Raw genomic sequence first — 16,830 nt, forward strand, 5'->3', positions numbered from 1 at the left:
TTAGGAAACGCTTATGTCAGCACATATTTCAAATGAAAGGCCTGCACCAGATCAAGTGTTAGTGGATATTGCAAACTATGTCGATCAATATACTATTTCTTCTGAGGAAGCCTTAAGCACAGCTCGTAGCTGCCTAATTGATACTCTAGGCTGCGGTCTAGAAGCTCTCTCTTACCCTGCTTGTACCAAATTAATGGGCCCCATAGTGCCTGGAACTATTGTTCCTCATGGGGCCAAAGTACCTGGAACACAATTTCAGTTAGACCCTATCCATGCGGCATTTAATATTGGTTGCATGATTCGCTGGTTAGATTTTAATGACACGTGGCTTGCTGCAGAGTGGGGACATCCCTCGGACAATTTGGGAGGTATCCTTGCTGTTGCTGATTGGCTATCACGTAACCAAGTGGCTTCAGGAAAAGCTCCTTTAACTATGCGTGTGGTGTTAGAGGCCATGATTAAGGCCCACGAAATCCAAGGCATATTGGCCTTAGAAAATAGTTTTAATCGGGTTGGTCTTGATCATGTGGTATTGGTTAAAGTTGCCTCAACCGCAGTGGTAGCTAAGTTGTTAGGCTTATCAAAGGAAGAGATTATAAATGCTGTATCCTTAGCCTGGGTAGATGGGCAAAGTCTTAGAACCTATCGTCATGCTCCCAATACAGGCTCCAGAAAGTCATGGGCTGCGGGGGATGCCACCAGTCGCGCCGTTCGCTTAGCTTTGATGGCACAAAGGGGAGAAATGGGCTACCCATCAGTCTTAACAGCCAAAACATGGGGGTTTTATGATGTTCTCTTTAAAGGGAGCCCATTTAAGTTTCAACGCCCTTATGGTACTTATGTGATGGAAAATGTATTGTTTAAAATTTCCTTTCCAGCGGAGTTTCACGCACAAACCGCCGTGGAATGCGCTCTTAAACTTCATCCTGTGATTAAAGACCGGATCGATAATATAGAAAAAATAACCATTACCACCCATGAGTCCGCTATACGCATCATTGATAAGAAAGGCCCTCTAAATAATCCCGCTGATCGTGATCATTGCATTCAATACATGACGGCTATTGGGTTGATTTTTGGACAACTCACCGCTGCGGATTACGAGGACTCCCGTGCCAAAGATCCAAGAATTGATACGTTGCGCACTAAAATGGAATGCATCGAGAACAAACAGTATAGTCAAGACTATTTAGATCCAGAAAAAAGATCCATAGCCAATGCCATCCAAGTCTTTTTTAAAGATGGAAGCAAAACCGAACAAGTGGTTGTCGAGTACCCTGTGGGTCATCGTCGACGTCGTGCCGAGGGACTTCCCCTGTTGGAAGAGAAGTTTAAAATCAACCTTATGCGTCGTTTTCCCCATAAACAACAACAAGCCATTTTACAATTAGCACTTGACCAAAATGCTCTTGAAAACGCCCCCGTCAACGAATTTGTTGATCTTTTTGTCATTTAAAGAATAACTGGAGTAAATTATCATGGCCCTTAATACCTTTAACACCCTCAGGGAGTTTTCCACTAAACAGGGAGCTGCCAAGTTTTATTCCATCCCAGCCTTGACAGAGGCTGGTTTTGAAAACACCCACCGTTTACCTATATCCATCAGGATAGTCCTGGAATCTGTCCTCAGAAATGTGGATGGAAAAAGAATTACTGAAGACCATGTTAAGGCCTTAGCCAATTGGCAAGCCAATCAATCTAGAACAGAAGAAATCCCCTTTGTGGTAGCTCGCGTAGTACTGCAAGATTTTACTGGGGTACCCTTACTGGCTGATCTTGCAGCCATGAGAAACGTTGCTGTAAATCAAGGAAAAAACCCCAAAGCCATTGAGCCATTAGTTCCCGTTAATCTTGTTGTAGACCATTCTGTACAAGTGGATTTTTACAATACACCCACCTCTCTTCAAGACAACATGGAGCTTGAATTCGAACGCAATAGCGAACGCTACAAGTTCATGAAATGGGGGATGCAAGCCTTTGATACCTTCCAAGTAGTTCCCCCAGGTATTGGTATTGTGCACCAGGTTAACCTTGAGTATTTGGCTCGGGGAGTCCTGCAAAAAGATCATATTTACTATCCAGATACCTTGGTAGGTACCGATTCCCACACCACCATGATCAATGGTATTGGAGTGGTGGGCTGGGGTGTGGGAGGGATTGAAGCGGAAGCGGGTATGCTGGGACAACCTGTTTATTTTCTGACTCCTGATGTAGTTGGGGTAAATTTAACGGACCAACTCAAAGAGGGAGTTACCGCCACCGATCTCGTTTTAACCATTACTGAAATGCTTAGGCAAGCCAAAGTGGTGGGGAAATTTGTGGAGTTCTTTGGTCCAGGAACCGCCTCACTCGCCCTACCCGATCGTGCAACCATTGCCAATATGGCTCCCGAGTATGGCGCTACCATGGGCTTTTTTCCCGTGGATGAGGAAACAGTCACCTACTTTAGAAATACAGGCAGAACGGATGAGGAAATTGATGCCTTTGTCAGTTATTGGAAAGCACAAAATATGTTTGGTATTCCCCAGAAGGGTGAGTGTGATTACAGCCAATTACTAGAATTAGATTTATCCACTATTGAACCCTCCGTAGCAGGACCTAAACGCCCACAGGACAGAATTCTTTTAAATAACCTGAAAACCAAAGTTAATCAACTATTAACCACCCCAGTTAAAGATGGTGGATATGGAAAAAGCACAGATAGTACACAGAAAGTATTTCACACAGTTGCTAAACATGTGCCCTTGAAAGATGCAGAGGTATTAATTGCCGCCATCACTTCCTGTACCAACACCTCAAATCCTGGAGTTCTTCTGGCCGCTGGCATTTTAGCCAAGAAGGCAGTGGCCTTAGGGTTGACAGTGAATCCATGGGTTAAAACATCTCTCGCCCCTGGTTCAAGAGTGGTGACTGAGTATCTTAAAAACGCCCAATTACAAGACGCACTAGATCAGCTGGGTTTTAAATTGGTGGGCTATGGCTGTACCACTTGTATTGGGAACGCTGGACCTTTAGATCAAGATTTGGAAGATACCATCGTAAAAAATGATCTAGTGGGCTGCGCGGTATTGTCGGGAAATCGTAATTTTGAAGCACGAATTCACCCAAACATTAAGGCTAACTTTTTAATGAGCCCACCACTCGTGGTGGCCTTTGCCATTGCCGGGCGTGTGAATATTGATATGTCCACTGAGCCCCTTGGTAAAGATCATAATGGACAGTCTGTTTTCTTAAGGGATATTTGGCCCACACAGCAGGAGGTAGCAGAGGTCATGGGTTTTGCTACCGATGCGCAAACATATAGAAAACTTTACGCCGACTTTACCAAAGATAACCCTCTGTGGAATAACATCCCTTCCTCAACGGGTCTCATCTACCAGTGGGAAAACTCTACTTATATTGCCGAGCCTCCCTTCTTTAAAGATTTCTCGATGATGCCTGGTGTTATTCAACCCATTAAAGGAGCAAGAGCCTTGGGTATTTTTGGTGATTCCATCACCACCGATCATATTAGTCCAGCTGGCTCCATTAAGCCCTCCTCGCCCGCAGGTAAATATTTACAAGAGCAAGGGGTTGTCGTAAAAGACTTTAATAGCTACGGCTCACGACGCGGTAATCATGAAGTAATGATGCGTGGTACCTTTGCCAACGTACGCATTAAAAATCTGATGGTTCCAGGTTCTGAGGGAGGCGTTACCCTGTATCAACCCAGCGGCGAACAAATGGCCATTTATGATGCTGCCATGGCCTATCAAAGTAAACATATTCCTACCATGATATTCGCAGGTGAAGAGTATGGAACTGGATCCTCAAGAGATTGGGCAGCTAAGGGTACGCAGTTACTCGGAGTTAAGGCTGTTATTGCCAGAAGTTTTGAGCGAATCCATAGAAGCAACCTTGTTGGAATGGGAGTGTTACCTTGTCAATTTATTGGAGAGACCACTCATCAATCGCTCAATTTAGTGGGTAACGAAACATTTGATATAGTGGGTATTGATGATGATTTAAAACCTCAACAAAAGATTACTCTCGTTATTCATCGTGCCTCGGGTCAAAGTGAAGAAGTTCCATTGTTACTTCGTATTGATACGCCAATTGAGGTAGACTACTACAAAAATGGTGGTATTTTGCCTTACGTTTTACGCGAGTTATTGGATTAGTTATTTATTTGGAGTCTTTCATGAAAAAACCTGTTCGTGTTGCTGTTACCGGTTCTGGTGGACAAATTGGCTATAGCCTTTTATTTCGTATTGCCAGTGGTGAAATGTTAGGAGCTGATCAGCCTGTTATTTTACAACTCTTTGACATCACTCCTTCTTTACCAGTGGTTAAAGGGGTAGTTATGGAATTAGAGGATTGCGCTTTTCCTCTATTACATGGAATCACTGTTTCCGATGATGTCAGGATAGCTTTTAAGGATGCTGATATCGCTTTACTGGTAGGAAGTCGTCCCCGAATAAAAGGGATGGAAAGAAAAGATTTGCTGGAAATGAATGGCGCTATTTTTACGGAGCAAGGACGTGCACTCTCAGAGGTTGCCAGTCGTCAAGTTAAGGTACTGGTAGTTGGTAACCCTGCTAACACCAACGCTTTAATTGCCATGAAAAATGCACCAGAACTGGCTCCACATAATTTTACTGCCATGATGCGTCTTGACCACAATCGAGCCCTGTCGCAAATTGCTGGTAAATTATCTGTTCCAGTGACCAGTGTCAAAAAAGTGACCATTTGGGGAAACCACTCAGCCACGCAATACCCTGACCTATTTCAGGCTGACGTAGGGGGTAAAAGGGTATCCACATTGATTAATGATCAGTCTTGGGTTGAAAATACTTTTATTCCAACAGTACAAAAACGAGGAGCGGCCATTATCGAAGCGCGAGGATTATCCTCAGCAGCCTCAGCGGCTAATGCGGCCATTAATCATATTCGTGACTGGGTTATGGGTAGCGAGACAAATGATTGGGTTACTATGGGTATTCCCTCTGATGGAAGCTATGGTATTGCTGAGGGAGTGATATTTGGTTATCCCGTTACTTGTCAAAATGGCGTGTATACCATTGTTCAAGGATTAGATTTAAGTGATTTTAGTGTCCAAAAAATCAAAGCCACCCATCAAGAACTCTTAGAAGAAAGAGCCGCCGTTAGCCACCTTCTAGGCTAATACACTCTTATTTAAGTTTTAGAGATGGTGTCACGAAGTCCTTGGGCGCAACTTAAAAGCTGCGCCCAAGCTTATTTGGACAAACAAGTCGTCGAATAAACGTCTAACACTTACCTCAGGACGATGAGATACTTGACATAGTTATTTTTGTTTTAATTGATGCAGCAGAGCAACATCAACAACTCCTAGATGGGTCCAACCATCATCTTGTCTTGCTTGACAGGGTAAATGAGGCTCACCCAGATGATTCGTCACCAATAGGGCATCCTCAAACAATTGGTGTTTGGTATATTCACTCATAGTAATAAGAGTTGGGATAGCCGCCTTTGTTGCTGCCTTTAATCCGTTTTCAGAGTCTTCAATGGCAAGACACTCTTCCGGCTTTAATCCCAGTTGTTTAAGCGTCCACAGATAAATATCAGGCGCAGGTTTTTTGGCTTTTACAACATCGCCTGCGGCGATCACCTCAAACCATTCCACCGAGTGTTTACCAAGACTGTTCTCTAGTAAAGCAATGACATTATCCGGTGTCGTGGTAGTCACAATAGCAAGACGAATGCCCTCAGCTCTCGCCTCCTCTAGTAAACGTTTGACACCAGGGCGTAAGGGGATCAACCCCTCATGCAATAAAGATAAATAATGAGAGGTTTTAGTTTGATGAATCTCTTTTATAAGATTGTTCCAGTGAGATTGATGACTTCCGTCTTGTATATAGTTATTTAAATAATGACGGATACGTTCTTTACCACCTGTCACATCAAGTAACTCACCATAGAGCTTTTCATCCCAGAACCAATCTAATTGGTGGTCTTTAAAGGCTTGATTAAAAGCAATGCGGTGGGCGTCGCGCTCTGTTTCTGCCAGTGTTCCATCTACATCAAATAAAAATGCGCGCCAAACCATCCTTTCCTCCCAATACTGAGCAGTATTCCTTATTATTATAGAAACTCTATATTAAATAAAAATGATAATTGGAATATCAGTTTTATCTATTTTAGTATCAGTCTCAGCGCGCAAAGGTTACAGGTGTCAACAAGGTGTAACCAAGTACCACTCAGGAATACAAAAAAAGCGTGAAAACCGATTAAAATTTCTCAACGCTCTTAACTAAAAGTACGTTGAAATATTTAATATATTGCGCGGAGATCCTCCCCATTTAAGGAAGGATGAATAGCGCGAACTCCGAAGGTGTCCGTGTTGTTGCCAGCTTACTCAGAGGTTTTAGGAACCCCCCGTCTTTAGGCAGGGGAGGATGTCAATATTAATGCTTAATGGAGGAAGTAATCGGTTCAGCTAATTGAGGGGTAGAAGTCAGTCCATCATCAGTGATAACTTCTGCCACAGGCAAATGCTCAAGTGCCATGGCCAACACTTGATCAATCCACTTAACAGGACGTATATCCAGTTTAGCTTTTACATTTTCTGGAATTTCTATTAAATCCTTTTCATTTTCCTCAGGAATTAATACGGTTCTAATACCACCGCGATGAGCCGCCAAGAGCTTTTCTTTTAAGCCACCAATAGGGAGTACTTCCCCGCGCAGCGTGATCTCGCCAGTCATTGCTACATCTGCCTTAACAGGAATACCCGTTAACACTGAGACCATGGCCGTGGTAATCGCTATGCCAGCTGAGGGCCCATCTTTGGGTGTTGCTCCCTCTGGTAAATGAATATGAATATCAGCCTTTTCATAAAAATCTTCCGCAATCGCCAAGGATTTAGCACGACTCCTCACAACACTAAGTGCTGCTTGAATGGACTCTTGCATCACCTCACCCAATTTTCCGGTGGTAGTCATTTTCCCTTTACCCGGCAATTTAACCGCCTCAATGGTTAATAGTTCGCCACCTACCTCTGTCCAAGCAAGGCCTGTCACCAGTCCCACTTGATTGTTTTTTTCAGCCAAACCGAAACTGTAGCGATGGACACCAAGATATTTTTGAATATTTTTAGGAGTAACATTTACCTGCTGGGTTTTCTTATTGAGCAACAAAAATTTGACGACCTTACGACAAATCTTAGCCATTTCTCGCTCTAAGGCACGAACACCAGCCTCACGGGTATAGTACTGAACAATTTCACGCAAAGCCGAATCGGACATATGCAACTCTTCTTCACGTAAACCATTTGCTTTGAGTTGTTTAGGTAATAAGTATTTACGCGCAATATTAACTTTTTCATCCTCGGTATAGCCTGATAAACGGATCACTTCCATACGATCTAGAAGAGGTGCTGGAATATTTAGAGTGTTAGCGGTAGCCACAAACATTACATCAGACAAATCATATTCCACTTCCACATAATGATCAGTAAAGGCATTATTTTGCTCAGGATCTAGCACTTCTAACAAGGCTGAAGAGGGATCACCACGAAAATCTTGTCCCAACTTATCCACTTCGTCCAATAAAAAGAGTGGGTTTTTTACGCCAACTTTAGACATATTTTGTAAGATTTTTCCAGGCATAGCGCCAATGTAGGTGCGACGATGACCTCTTATCTCAGCCTCATCTCGCATGCCTCCTAGGGCCATGCGCACAAATTTTCTGTTGGTAGCACGAGCTATGGATTGACCAAGGGATGTTTTACCAACCCCAGGTGGTCCCACCAAGCAAAGAATGGGGGCTTTCACTTTATCCACACGGGTTTGTACAGCTAGATATTCAACAATACGCTCCTTCACTTTATCTAGCCCATAGTGGTCAGCATCAAGCACTTTCTCACAGGCGCCCAGATCATGACTCACTTTAGTTTTCTTCTTCCACGGAAGGGCTATTAATGCATCAATATAGTTTCTTACTACTGTGGCCTCAGCGGACATTGGCGACATTAATTTTAACTTTTTAAGCTCAGCCTCAGCTTTAGTCAAGGCTTCCTTGGACATATGGGCCGCTTTAATCTTTTTATCCAACTCCTCAAGATCAGCTCCTTCCTCGCTATCTCCCAATTCTTTTTGAATAGCCTTCACTTGCTCATTTAAATAGTATTCACGTTGACTTTTTTCCATCTGACGTTTTACACGTCCACGAATTCTTTTTTCAACCTGAAGAATATCAATTTCACTTTCAAGAACAGACAGTAAATGCTCCAAGCGTTCTTGAACATCAAACATTTCAAGAATCTGTTGTTTTTGCTCAAGCTTTAAAGGAAGGTGGGCAGCAATGGTGTCAGCCAATCTACCTGCCTCATCAATACTCGAAAAAGAAGTCATGACCTCTGGTGGAATTTTTTTATTCAGTTTCACATACTGATCAAATTGAGCCAGCAGTGTTCGACGCATGGCCTCAATCTCTGGATCATCGCTAACCTGTTTTTCTACCAATACAGCACCGCCCACAAAATGTGATTTTATATCGGTGACATCAGTGACTTCAGCACGATTAACCCCCTCCACTAGTACCTTCACCGTACCATCAGGAAGTTTTAGCATTTGTAAGATACTAGCTAAACTTCCAACATGAAACAATTCATCAGGTTTAGGCTCATCATTGGCCGCAAACTTTTGGGCGACCAGCAAGATACTTTTACCTTGCTCCATGGCTATTTCGAGAGCTTTAATTGACTTTTGACGACCTACAAACAAAGGAATAACCATGTGCGGAAAAACCACTACATCACGCAAAGGCAATAAGGGATATTCAATACGGTTGATGGCGGTATCAGGTAAAGAGGTCATGGTTCACTCCCGTGAATTAAAAGTAACTCAAGTATAGATAGGGTCAAATTTCCCCTTTTTCAAGGGGAAACGCTCAAACTCCAGCTACCTTTTGCTGGTCAGCATAAATCAAAAGGGGAGTCCCCTCCGATTTAATGGTTGCCTCGTCAACTACCACCTTACTGACGTTCTTCAAAGAGGGCAGATCAAACATGGTCTCCAGCAGAGAATGTTCTATAATAGAACGTAAACCCCTGGCACCAGTTTTTCTTTGTAGAGCTTTTCTAGCTATAGCGCGCAAGGCTTCCTCACGGAATTCTAGATCAACGTTTTCCATAGCAAAAAGCTTTTGATATTGTTTTGTTAAAGCATTTTTGGGTTCTGTTAAAATTCGCACTAAAGCGCTTTCATGCAACTCCTCCAAGGTCGCCACCACTGGAAGCCGACCCACAAACTCGGGGATAAGACCAAACTTAATCAAATCCTCTGGTTCAACTTCATGCAGTAACTCACTGTTTTCACGTGAATCCTTGCTGGAAACCTGCGCCGCAAATCCAATTCCACCCTTTTCCGAGCGCTCCTTGATAACACGCTCTAAGCCACCAAAGGCTCCTCCACAAATGAATAGAATGTTTGTAGTATCCACCTGCACAAACTCTTGATTGGGATGCTTTCTTCCACCCTGTGGGGGGACTGAAGCAACTGTCCCTTCTATTAATTTTAGTAAAGCTTGTTGGACTCCCTCCCCTGATACATCTCGGGTAATGGAGGGATTATCTGACTTACGGGAAATCTTATCAATTTCATCAATATAAACAATACCTTTTTGCGCTTTTTCAACATCATAGTCGCATTTTTGAAGCAATTTTTGGATAATGTTTTCTACATCCTCACCCACATACCCAGCTTCGGTTAAGGTGGTGGCATCGGCGATCACAAAAGGTACATTCAATAGTCTGGCCAAGGTTTGAGCAAGTAAAGTTTTTCCTGATCCAGTTGGACCAATTAGCAATATATTACTTTTTGCCAATTCAACTTCTTTTTCTTTACTCTCATTTCTCAAGCGCTTGTAGTGGTTGTATACCGCAACTGCGAGAGTTTTCTTAGCTGTTTTTTGATCAATGACATATTGATCAAGAATATCCGCAATTTCTTGGGGAGTTGGTAGATCCGCCTTAGCATTTTTTACCTCAGCGCCCTGAATTTCTTCGCGAATAATGTCATTACATAATTCAATACACTCATCACAAATAAATACGGAAGGCCCAGCGATCAGTTTTCTGACTTCATGTTGGCTTTTTCCGCAAAATGAGCAATATAAAATTTTTTCGCCACTTGCTTTTTCGCTCATTAGCCCAATTCCTTATAAAATCTCTTTAAAAACAGTGTAGCGCGATCTAGACAAAATATCACGCACCAATTTCACCGCGTTTCTCAATAATTTGATCAACTAAACCATACTTAAGTGCCTCGTCAGCACTCATAAAATTATCTCTATCTGTATCCTTTTCTATCACATCAAGTGGCTGACCAGTATGAAGACTCATCATTTCATTCAGACGACGTCTTAAATAGAGAATTTCCTTAGCTTGAATCTCGATATCAGAGGCTTGACCCTGCGCCCCCCCTGATGGTTGATGAATCATAATTCTGGTGTTAGGTAAGGCAAAACGCTTACCCTTTTGTCCTGCTGCCAATAAAAACGCGCCCATACTAGCGGCAATACCCATACAAGTGGTACTGACATCGGCTTTAATAAACTGCATCGTGTCATAAATAGCTAAACCAGCGGAAACTGACCCTCCTGGAGAGTTTATATAAAGATTTATATCTTTATCAGGATTTTCAGACTCCAAAAATAGCAACTGGGCCACCACAAGATTAGCGGTCTCATCGGTCACAGGTCCCACCAAGAAAATAACACGCTCTTTAAGTAAACGAGAGAAAATGTCATAAGCTCTCTCCCCCCGACCACTTTGTTCAACCACCATGGGAACCAAACCCAAACCTTGAGGGCTAACATTAAAGCTTTCTTTTATCATATTGATTCCTATTGTTTTATTCTTTTCCAACCAACTCTTCAAATGGTGTTGGTACATCCACTGTATTGACTTGACCACAAAACCATTCAACCACATTATCCTCTAAAACAACAGATTCAGCCTCTTGCAATCTGTCTTTTTGTTGGTAATACCAGCGAATAATATCCTCAGGTTGTTCATAGGCACTAGCCATCTCTTCAATTAAAGATCTAACTTGTTCAGGTTTGGCTGATAAAGATTCCTTTGTAATAATTTCACCTAAAATCAACCCCAATGAAACCCGTCTTTTTGCCTGATCTGTAAACAGCGTGTCAGGCAAATCAAAGGAAGGTTTCTTGCCTGTACGACTTTCAAGATCAGCCAAAGTGTTTTGTCTAATCCTCTGTGTCTCTTGCGAGAGAGAGAATTGAGGCACTTCAATGGGCGTAGAATCCAACAAAGCCTGCATTACCTGATCTTTAACTTTAGATTTGATTCGATTTTTCACTTCACGTTCAAGATTTTTCCTCATATCTGCACGTAATTTACTAATATCTCCCCCTTCAATGCCTACAGACCGCGCAAATTCCTCATCAATGGCGGGGAGGTGTGGCTCTTTCACCTCGTGCACTTGCACCTCAAAACGCACTGTTTTCCCTGCAAGATTAGGGGCTTGGTAATCTGTTGGAAAAGTTATCTCAAAGGTTTTAGATTCTTCTTTCTTCATGCCTACCACGTTGGCTTCAAAATCAGGCAAGAACTGATTTTGCCCTAAAACCAAATGATAATTTTTAGCCTCCCCTCCTTCAAAGGGTTCATTATCTAAAAATCCTTTAAAATCAATAATAACCTGATCTTCATTTTGTGCGGCCCGATCTACCAGGGTGTACGATACTCTTTGTTTTCTTAAAATATCCAAGGTGCGATCAATATCGGCATCACTGACTTCAGTAACCGGGCGGTTAATAGTCACTGCCTTCAAGTCACCGATAACAATTTCAGGGAATACCTCAAATTTAGCTATCAAACCAATAGTAGCTTCTTCTTTATGCTCAGGATTTGCGTCATAACTGGGATAGCCTGCCACTCTAAAATTATTGTCCTTGATCACCTGATAAAAATGATTCTGTGCCAGATCCCCCAGGACCTCTTGATGTAATTGTCCACCGTGTTGTTTTTCAAGAAGACTTAAAGGCACTTTTCCAGGTCGGAAACCCTGCATCTTTGCTGTCTTGGAAAGCTGTTTTAAACGTCTAGCTACCTCCTCTTGAACTTGGTTAAGAGGAATAGTTAAATTCACTGATCGTTCCAAACTACTGCTTTGATTTGTTTCCATCGATAGGCCTTTTTTACGTTATCTAAAATTACTTAACCATAGATTATACAAAATTTGTAATAATTCGGGTATGCTTATAAGGATTTTGTGTTTAGGTGAATGAATGATTAAAACAAATGACTATATTTTAACCACTCAAAACCTGTCTAAAAGCTTTAAGGGTTTTGTAGCAGTGAATAATGTTAGCCTAAAAATATTGCGGGGCACCATCCATTCTCTTATCGGCCCCAATGGTGCTGGAAAAACTACTTGTTTCAATTTACTAACTAAGTTTATTAGTCCTACTGAGGGGTCTATTTTTTTCAATGATACGGATATAACACAACAAAAACCAGCGGAAATTGCGCGTCGCGGCATTGTGAGGTCCTTTCAAATATCAGCTGTTTTTCCACATCTAACGGTTCTTGAAAACGTCCGTATTGCTTTGCAGAGCAAACTTAAAACAAGTTTTCATTTCTGGCGTTCCGAAGAAACCCTCAATGATTTGAATCAAAAAGCCCTGGAATTACTCCATGCAGTTGAACTTGAGAGCTACCATAAGCAACTGGCAATAGAATTACCCTATGGCCGTAAACGAGCGCTTGAAATTGCTACAACTCTTGCCCTAGAACCTGAGCTGATGCTTCTTGATGAACCCACCCAAGGAATGGGCCACGAGGATGTGGATCATGTCATGAAGCTAATTAAATCTGTTTCAACTAATAGAACCATATTGATGGTTGAACATAACATGAAAGTAGTCTCAGGCATTTCTGACCATATTACAGTACTCTCTAGAGGTAGCATTTTAGCTGAAGGGGACTATCAAAATATTTCCACCAATCCTGAGGTAATGAGCGCCTATATGGGGTCACAAGCGATGGAACAGAACCATGGTTGATTCTAATTATCTTAGTGTAAACAACCTACATGCTTATTATGGCGAATCCCATATTCTTCACGGTATTAACTTTCATGTTAAACAAGGTGAATGCCTGTCTTTACTAGGTCGAAATGGAGCAGGGAGAACCACCACGCTAAGAGCAATTATGGGTTTAACCGGCAAACGAACCGGTTCTATCAACATCAATGGTACGGAAACTATTAAGCTCTCTACCCATAAAATTGCCCAACTTGGCGTAGGTTACTGCCCTGAAGAGCGAGGTATCTATTCATCGCTCACCTGTGAAGAGAATCTACTCATGCCACCCGTCGTAAGTTCTGGCGGCATGAGTATTGAGGAAATCTACGAGATGTTTCCTAATCTTAAAGAGCGGCGGCATAGTCAAGGCACCAGAATGTCAGGTGGAGAGCAGCAAATGCTCGCTATGGCTAGAATTTTACGTACCGGAGCTAAGCTTCTCTTACTGGACGAAATTTCTGAGGGGTTAGCCCCCGTCATAGTTGATCGACTAGGTGAAATTATCTGCGCTCTTAAGAAAAAGGCCTTTACTATTATTTTGGTAGAACAAAACTTTAAGTTTGCTGCTCCCCTTGCCGACCGGATGGTGATTATCGAACACGGGCAAGTCTGTTTGGAAGTTAACCAGCAAGATTTAGCGGCAAAACAAAATGAAATGTTTGAATTACTAGGTGTATAACAACAGGAGGAATCATTTATGACCCATTACAAAAAAAACGCGTTACGCTCAATCGTACTGGCATCAACGCTAGCTTTGGGAGTTTATCAAAATGCACAGGCACAAATCTCTGACAATGTTGTCAAGATTGGTGTACTCACTGATATGTCGGGTCCCTATTCTGACTTTTCAGGGAAAGGCTCCATCACAGCAACTCAAATGGCCATCAGTGATTTTGAAAAAAAATATCATCCAAATTATAAAATTGAGATGATAAGTGCTGATCACCAAGATAAAGCGGATATTACTTCTAATAAAGCCAGAGAATGGTTTGATCGTGAACACGTAGATATGATTACTGACCTAGTAAGTAGTATCGCTGGTTTATCTGCCATGAAAGTTGCTAAAGAAAAGGATAAAATTGTCATCATTACTGGGGCAGGATCCTCAAAAATCACCAACGCAGGTTGCAATGATGTCACAGTCCATTATGTTTATGATACGTATGCAACAGGACAGGGAACAGCCAAAGCGGTAGTTAAGCAAGGTGGAAAAACCTGGTTTTTTTTAACAGCTGACTATGTTTTTGGCCATTCCCTTGAAAATGATGCCACCAAAGCCATTAACGCAGCCGGTGGGAAAGTGTTAGGGTCAGTTTCACATCCTTTTCCTAGTCGTGATTTATCCTCTTACTTATTAAAAGCGCAAGCTTCTGGAGCCGACATTATCGGCCTTGCTAATGCTGGTGAAGACACTATTAACTCCATTAAGCAAGCAGCAGAATTTGGTGTCACGCCTAAACAGCATTTGGCTGCTTTATTGATATTTATCAGCGATGTCCATAGTGTTGGTTTAAAACAAACTCAAGGCATGTATCTCACCACAGGGTTTTATTGGGATCGCACACCTGAAACTCGGGCTTTTTCAAAACGTTATTACGAAGTCATGCACAAAATGCCCAGCATGAACCAAGCTGGCGTTTATTCTGCGGTGATGCATTACTTGGAAGCGGTTCAAGCCACTGGCTCCGATGACACCAAAACTGTCATGACGCAAATGAAGAAAACACCAATTAATGACTTCTATGCTCATAATGGTCATATTAGAGAAGATGGTCGTATGGTCTATGACATGTATCTAGCCCAAGTCAAAAAGCCTTCTGAATCAAAATATCCTTGGGATTATTACCGAATATTAGCTACCATCCCAGCTAAGGAAGCGTTTCAACCCTTATCTGAATCCACCTGTCCGTTGGTTAAAAAATGATTGAAATATTCGGCGTGCCATTAATGGCACTATATAGTCAGTTAATGTTAGGCCTTGTTAATGGATCTTTTTATGCTCTATTAAGTCTAGGACTGGCAGTTATTTTTGGCATGTTGAATATTATTAATTTTGCTCATGGAGCCCTTTATATGATGGGAGCATTCTGTGCATGGATGCTTCTCACTACTTTTAATATTGGGTACTTTGGCGCACTACTTATCACTCCTGTTGTTTTGGGTTTAATAGGTATCATCATTGAGCGTTTTTTTCTCAAATGGCTGTACCAAGTAGATCACCTCTACGGCCTCCTACTCACCTTTGGGCTGGCCCTCATTTTTGAAGGTTATTTCCGGAGTAAATTTGGGGTAAGTGGTGAGACCTATGATATTCCTGAAATCTTAGATGGTCCGGTAAATCTTGGCTTCATGGTGATTCCCAAGTATCGTCTTTGGGTGGTGTTTCTATCATTGATTGTTTGTTTCATCACTTGGTTCATAATCGAAAAAACCAGACTAGGCGCCTACCTTCGCGCCGCCACGGAAAACCCCAAGCTCACTCAAGCTTTTGGTATCAATGTCCCAATCATGGTGATGTTAACCTATGGTTTTGGTGTGGCCTTAGCTGGCTTAGCTGGGGTCATGGCTGCGCCTATTTATCAAGTAAGCCCATTGATGGGCTCTCATATTATTATTGTGGTATTTGCTGTGGTAGTCATTGGCGGTATGGGTTCTATAGTGGGGGCTATCTTCTCAGGACTGGGTTTAGGAATTATTGAAGGGTTAACAAAAGTCTTTTATCCTCCCCTCTCCTCAACCGTGGTATTTATTATCATGGCACTTGTGTTAATTATTAGACCAGCTGGTCTATTTGGGCGTGAAAAATAATGCGTGTATTAGCTTTAATTATTATATTGTTAATTGGTATAGTATTACCTCACTTTGTATATCCTGTTTTACTCATGAAAATACTGTGTTTTGCTATTTTCGCAAGCGCTTTTAATTTACTGCTGGGTTTCTCAGGATTACTTTCCTTTGGTCATGCTGCTTTTTTTGGTGGCGCCGCTTATGTGGCAGGTTATCTCATTAAAAATCTAGCACTACCTACCGAAATAGCTATTATAGGGGGAGTTTTTGCTGCTGCATTATTGGGTTGGATTGTGGGGTTACTAGCTATCAAACGTCAAGGCATCTATTTTGCCATGGTCACTTTAGCTCTGGCTCAAATGATTTACTTTATTTGTTTAGAAGCGCCTGTGACTGGCGGTGAGGATGGTATGCAAGGAATATCGAGAGGACGTATTTTTGGTCTCTCTTTACACGATGACATTACTCTTTATTATGTTATTTTTACTGCTTTTATCTTATCTGTTTTGTTAATCTACCGCACCATTCACTCGCCCTTTGGCCAAGTTTTAAAAGCCATTCGGGAAAATGAATCCAGAGCTATTTCCTTAGGTTATGACGTTTCCAAATATAAATTGTTAGCTTTTGTGCTCTCTGCAGCTATTGCAGGCTTTGCCGGTATCTTGAAAATGTTAGCCTTTAACTTTGCCACCCTCACTGACGTTCATTGGCACATGTCAGGGGATGTAGTGTTAATGACCATATTCGGAGGAATTGGCACTCTCTTAGGACCCATCGTAGGTTCCTCAATTATTATTACTCTTGAGGATCAATTAGCTGACAGCGCAGGAGATATGGTAACCGTTATCATGGGCTTTATTTTTGTGATTTGTGTGCTAATTTTCAGAAAAGGCATAGTGGGAGAGAGCATTGCCCTCTATCAACGTATGCTTGGCAGAAAAAATATCGCCCAGAATAATAATTAAACGA

Annotated in this window: 13 protein-coding genes; 8 read left to right on the forward strand and 5 right to left on the reverse strand. The window is 42.0% G+C overall.

The genetic code is table 11. The annotated features are described in order from the left end of the window. The first annotated feature begins 13 nt into the window (after nucleotides 1–13). Genes FERRO_RS08635 through FERRO_RS08645 form a run of 3 tightly spaced genes read left to right on the forward strand, consistent with a single transcriptional unit; the run spans nucleotide 14 to nucleotide 5,164 of the window. Nucleotides 14–1,456 (forward strand): bifunctional 2-methylcitrate dehydratase/aconitate hydratase, encoded by a 1,443-nt coding sequence (locus tag FERRO_RS08635; protein WP_056930448.1) that lies wholly within the window; start codon nucleotides 14–16, stop codon nucleotides 1,454–1,456. A gap of 22 nt (nucleotides 1,457–1,478) precedes the next feature. Then, the gene (acnA, locus tag FERRO_RS08640) at nucleotides 1,479–4,160 is read left to right on the forward strand and encodes an aconitate hydratase AcnA (protein WP_056930449.1); all 2,682 of its coding nucleotides are present in this window, start codon (nucleotides 1,479–1,481) and stop codon (nucleotides 4,158–4,160) included. A 20-nt stretch (nucleotides 4,161–4,180) separates the two neighbouring features. Continuing rightward, a complete protein-coding gene (locus tag FERRO_RS08645) occupies nucleotides 4,181–5,164 on the forward strand; it encodes a malate dehydrogenase (protein WP_056930450.1) in 984 nt (327 codons plus the stop codon). 141 nt (nucleotides 5,165–5,305) lie between these two features. Here the strand turns inward: FERRO_RS08645 and FERRO_RS08650 are convergent, their stop codons facing one another. The 5 genes from FERRO_RS08650 to tig form a co-directional block, all read right to left on the reverse strand. Then, nucleotides 5,306–6,067, reverse strand: coding sequence for an HAD family hydrolase (locus FERRO_RS08650; RefSeq protein ID WP_056930451.1), 762 nt, complete (start codon nucleotides 6,065–6,067; stop codon nucleotides 5,306–5,308). 358 nt (nucleotides 6,068–6,425) lie between these two features. Next, nucleotides 6,426–8,837 carry an endopeptidase La gene (gene lon, locus FERRO_RS08655; RefSeq protein WP_056930452.1) on the reverse strand — a complete coding sequence of 804 codons (2,412 nt, stop codon included), beginning with the start codon at nucleotides 8,835–8,837 and terminating at the stop codon, nucleotides 6,426–6,428. Between the two features lie 73 nt (nucleotides 8,838–8,910). Next, nucleotides 8,911–10,167, reverse strand: coding sequence for an ATP-dependent Clp protease ATP-binding subunit ClpX (gene clpX, locus FERRO_RS08660; RefSeq protein WP_056930453.1), 1,257 nt, complete (start codon nucleotides 10,165–10,167; stop codon nucleotides 8,911–8,913). A gap of 58 nt (nucleotides 10,168–10,225) precedes the next feature. Further along, nucleotides 10,226–10,858: an ATP-dependent Clp endopeptidase proteolytic subunit ClpP gene (gene clpP / locus FERRO_RS08665; RefSeq protein WP_056930454.1), complete on the reverse strand. Its 633-nt coding sequence runs from the start codon at nucleotides 10,856–10,858 to the stop codon at nucleotides 10,226–10,228. A gap of 16 nt (nucleotides 10,859–10,874) precedes the next feature. After that, entirely contained in the window at nucleotides 10,875–12,173 is a 1,299-nt protein-coding gene (tig, locus tag FERRO_RS08670) for a trigger factor (RefSeq protein WP_056930455.1), read from the reverse strand. 103 nt (nucleotides 12,174–12,276) lie between these two features. Between tig and FERRO_RS08675 the strand changes: the two genes are divergently transcribed. From FERRO_RS08675 to FERRO_RS08695, 5 genes are read left to right on the forward strand one after another with little or no spacing between them, the layout of a single operon-like run. After that, nucleotides 12,277–13,053, forward strand: a complete 777-nt coding sequence (locus tag FERRO_RS08675; protein ID WP_056930456.1) for an ABC transporter ATP-binding protein — start codon at nucleotides 12,277–12,279, stop codon at nucleotides 13,051–13,053. Beyond that, the gene (locus tag FERRO_RS08680) at nucleotides 13,046–13,753 is read left to right on the forward strand and encodes an ABC transporter ATP-binding protein (protein WP_056930457.1); all 708 of its coding nucleotides are present in this window, start codon (nucleotides 13,046–13,048) and stop codon (nucleotides 13,751–13,753) included. The genes FERRO_RS08675 and FERRO_RS08680 overlap by 8 nt, the downstream gene beginning before the upstream one ends. An 18-nt stretch (nucleotides 13,754–13,771) precedes the next feature. Continuing rightward, entirely contained in the window at nucleotides 13,772–14,998 is a 1,227-nt protein-coding gene (locus FERRO_RS08685) for an ABC transporter substrate-binding protein (protein ID WP_056930458.1), read from the forward strand. Continuing rightward, nucleotides 14,998–15,882 carry a branched-chain amino acid ABC transporter permease gene (locus FERRO_RS08690; RefSeq protein ID WP_056930660.1) on the forward strand — a complete coding sequence of 295 codons (885 nt, stop codon included), beginning with the start codon at nucleotides 14,998–15,000 and terminating at the stop codon, nucleotides 15,880–15,882. Before FERRO_RS08685 ends, FERRO_RS08690 begins: the two co-directional genes overlap by 1 nt. Beyond that, nucleotides 15,882–16,826 carry a branched-chain amino acid ABC transporter permease gene (locus FERRO_RS08695; RefSeq protein WP_056930459.1) on the forward strand — a complete coding sequence of 315 codons (945 nt, stop codon included), beginning with the start codon at nucleotides 15,882–15,884 and terminating at the stop codon, nucleotides 16,824–16,826. Before FERRO_RS08690 ends, FERRO_RS08695 begins: the two co-directional genes overlap by 1 nt. The last annotated feature ends 4 nt before the right edge of the window (nucleotides 16,827–16,830 follow it).

This window comes from Ferrovum sp. JA12, assembly GCF_001431705.1.
In the GTDB taxonomy this organism is placed as follows: Bacteria; Pseudomonadota; Gammaproteobacteria; order Burkholderiales; family Ferrovaceae; genus PN-J185.

What these genes read in the sequence shown, in the direction of transcription:
- FERRO_RS08695 (WP_056930459.1), top strand. Translation starts at nt 15,882, where the DNA reads ATGCGTGTATTAGCTTTAATTATTATATTGTTAATTGGTATAGTATTA.
- FERRO_RS08635 (WP_056930448.1), top strand. Translation starts at nt 14, where the DNA reads ATGTCAGCACATATTTCAAATGAAAGGCCTGCACCAGATCAAGTGTTA.
- FERRO_RS08685 (WP_056930458.1), top strand. Translation starts at nt 13,772, where the DNA reads ATGACCCATTACAAAAAAAACGCGTTACGCTCAATCGTACTGGCATCA.
- lon (WP_056930452.1), bottom strand. Translation starts at nt 8,837, where the DNA reads ATGACCTCTTTACCTGATACCGCCATCAACCGTATTGAATATCCCTTA.
- FERRO_RS08675 (WP_056930456.1), top strand. Translation starts at nt 12,277, where the DNA reads ATGATTAAAACAAATGACTATATTTTAACCACTCAAAACCTGTCTAAA.
- tig (WP_056930455.1), bottom strand. Translation starts at nt 12,173, where the DNA reads ATGGAAACAAATCAAAGCAGTAGTTTGGAACGATCAGTGAATTTAACT.
- acnA (WP_056930449.1), top strand. Translation starts at nt 1,479, where the DNA reads ATGGCCCTTAATACCTTTAACACCCTCAGGGAGTTTTCCACTAAACAG.
- FERRO_RS08645 (WP_056930450.1), top strand. Translation starts at nt 4,181, where the DNA reads ATGAAAAAACCTGTTCGTGTTGCTGTTACCGGTTCTGGTGGACAAATT.
- clpX (WP_056930453.1), bottom strand. Translation starts at nt 10,167, where the DNA reads ATGAGCGAAAAAGCAAGTGGCGAAAAAATTTTATATTGCTCATTTTGC.
- FERRO_RS08680 (WP_056930457.1), top strand. Translation starts at nt 13,046, where the DNA reads ATGGTTGATTCTAATTATCTTAGTGTAAACAACCTACATGCTTATTAT.
- clpP (WP_056930454.1), bottom strand. Translation starts at nt 10,858, where the DNA reads ATGATAAAAGAAAGCTTTAATGTTAGCCCTCAAGGTTTGGGTTTGGTT.
- FERRO_RS08650 (WP_056930451.1), bottom strand. Translation starts at nt 6,067, where the DNA reads ATGGTTTGGCGCGCATTTTTATTTGATGTAGATGGAACACTGGCAGAA.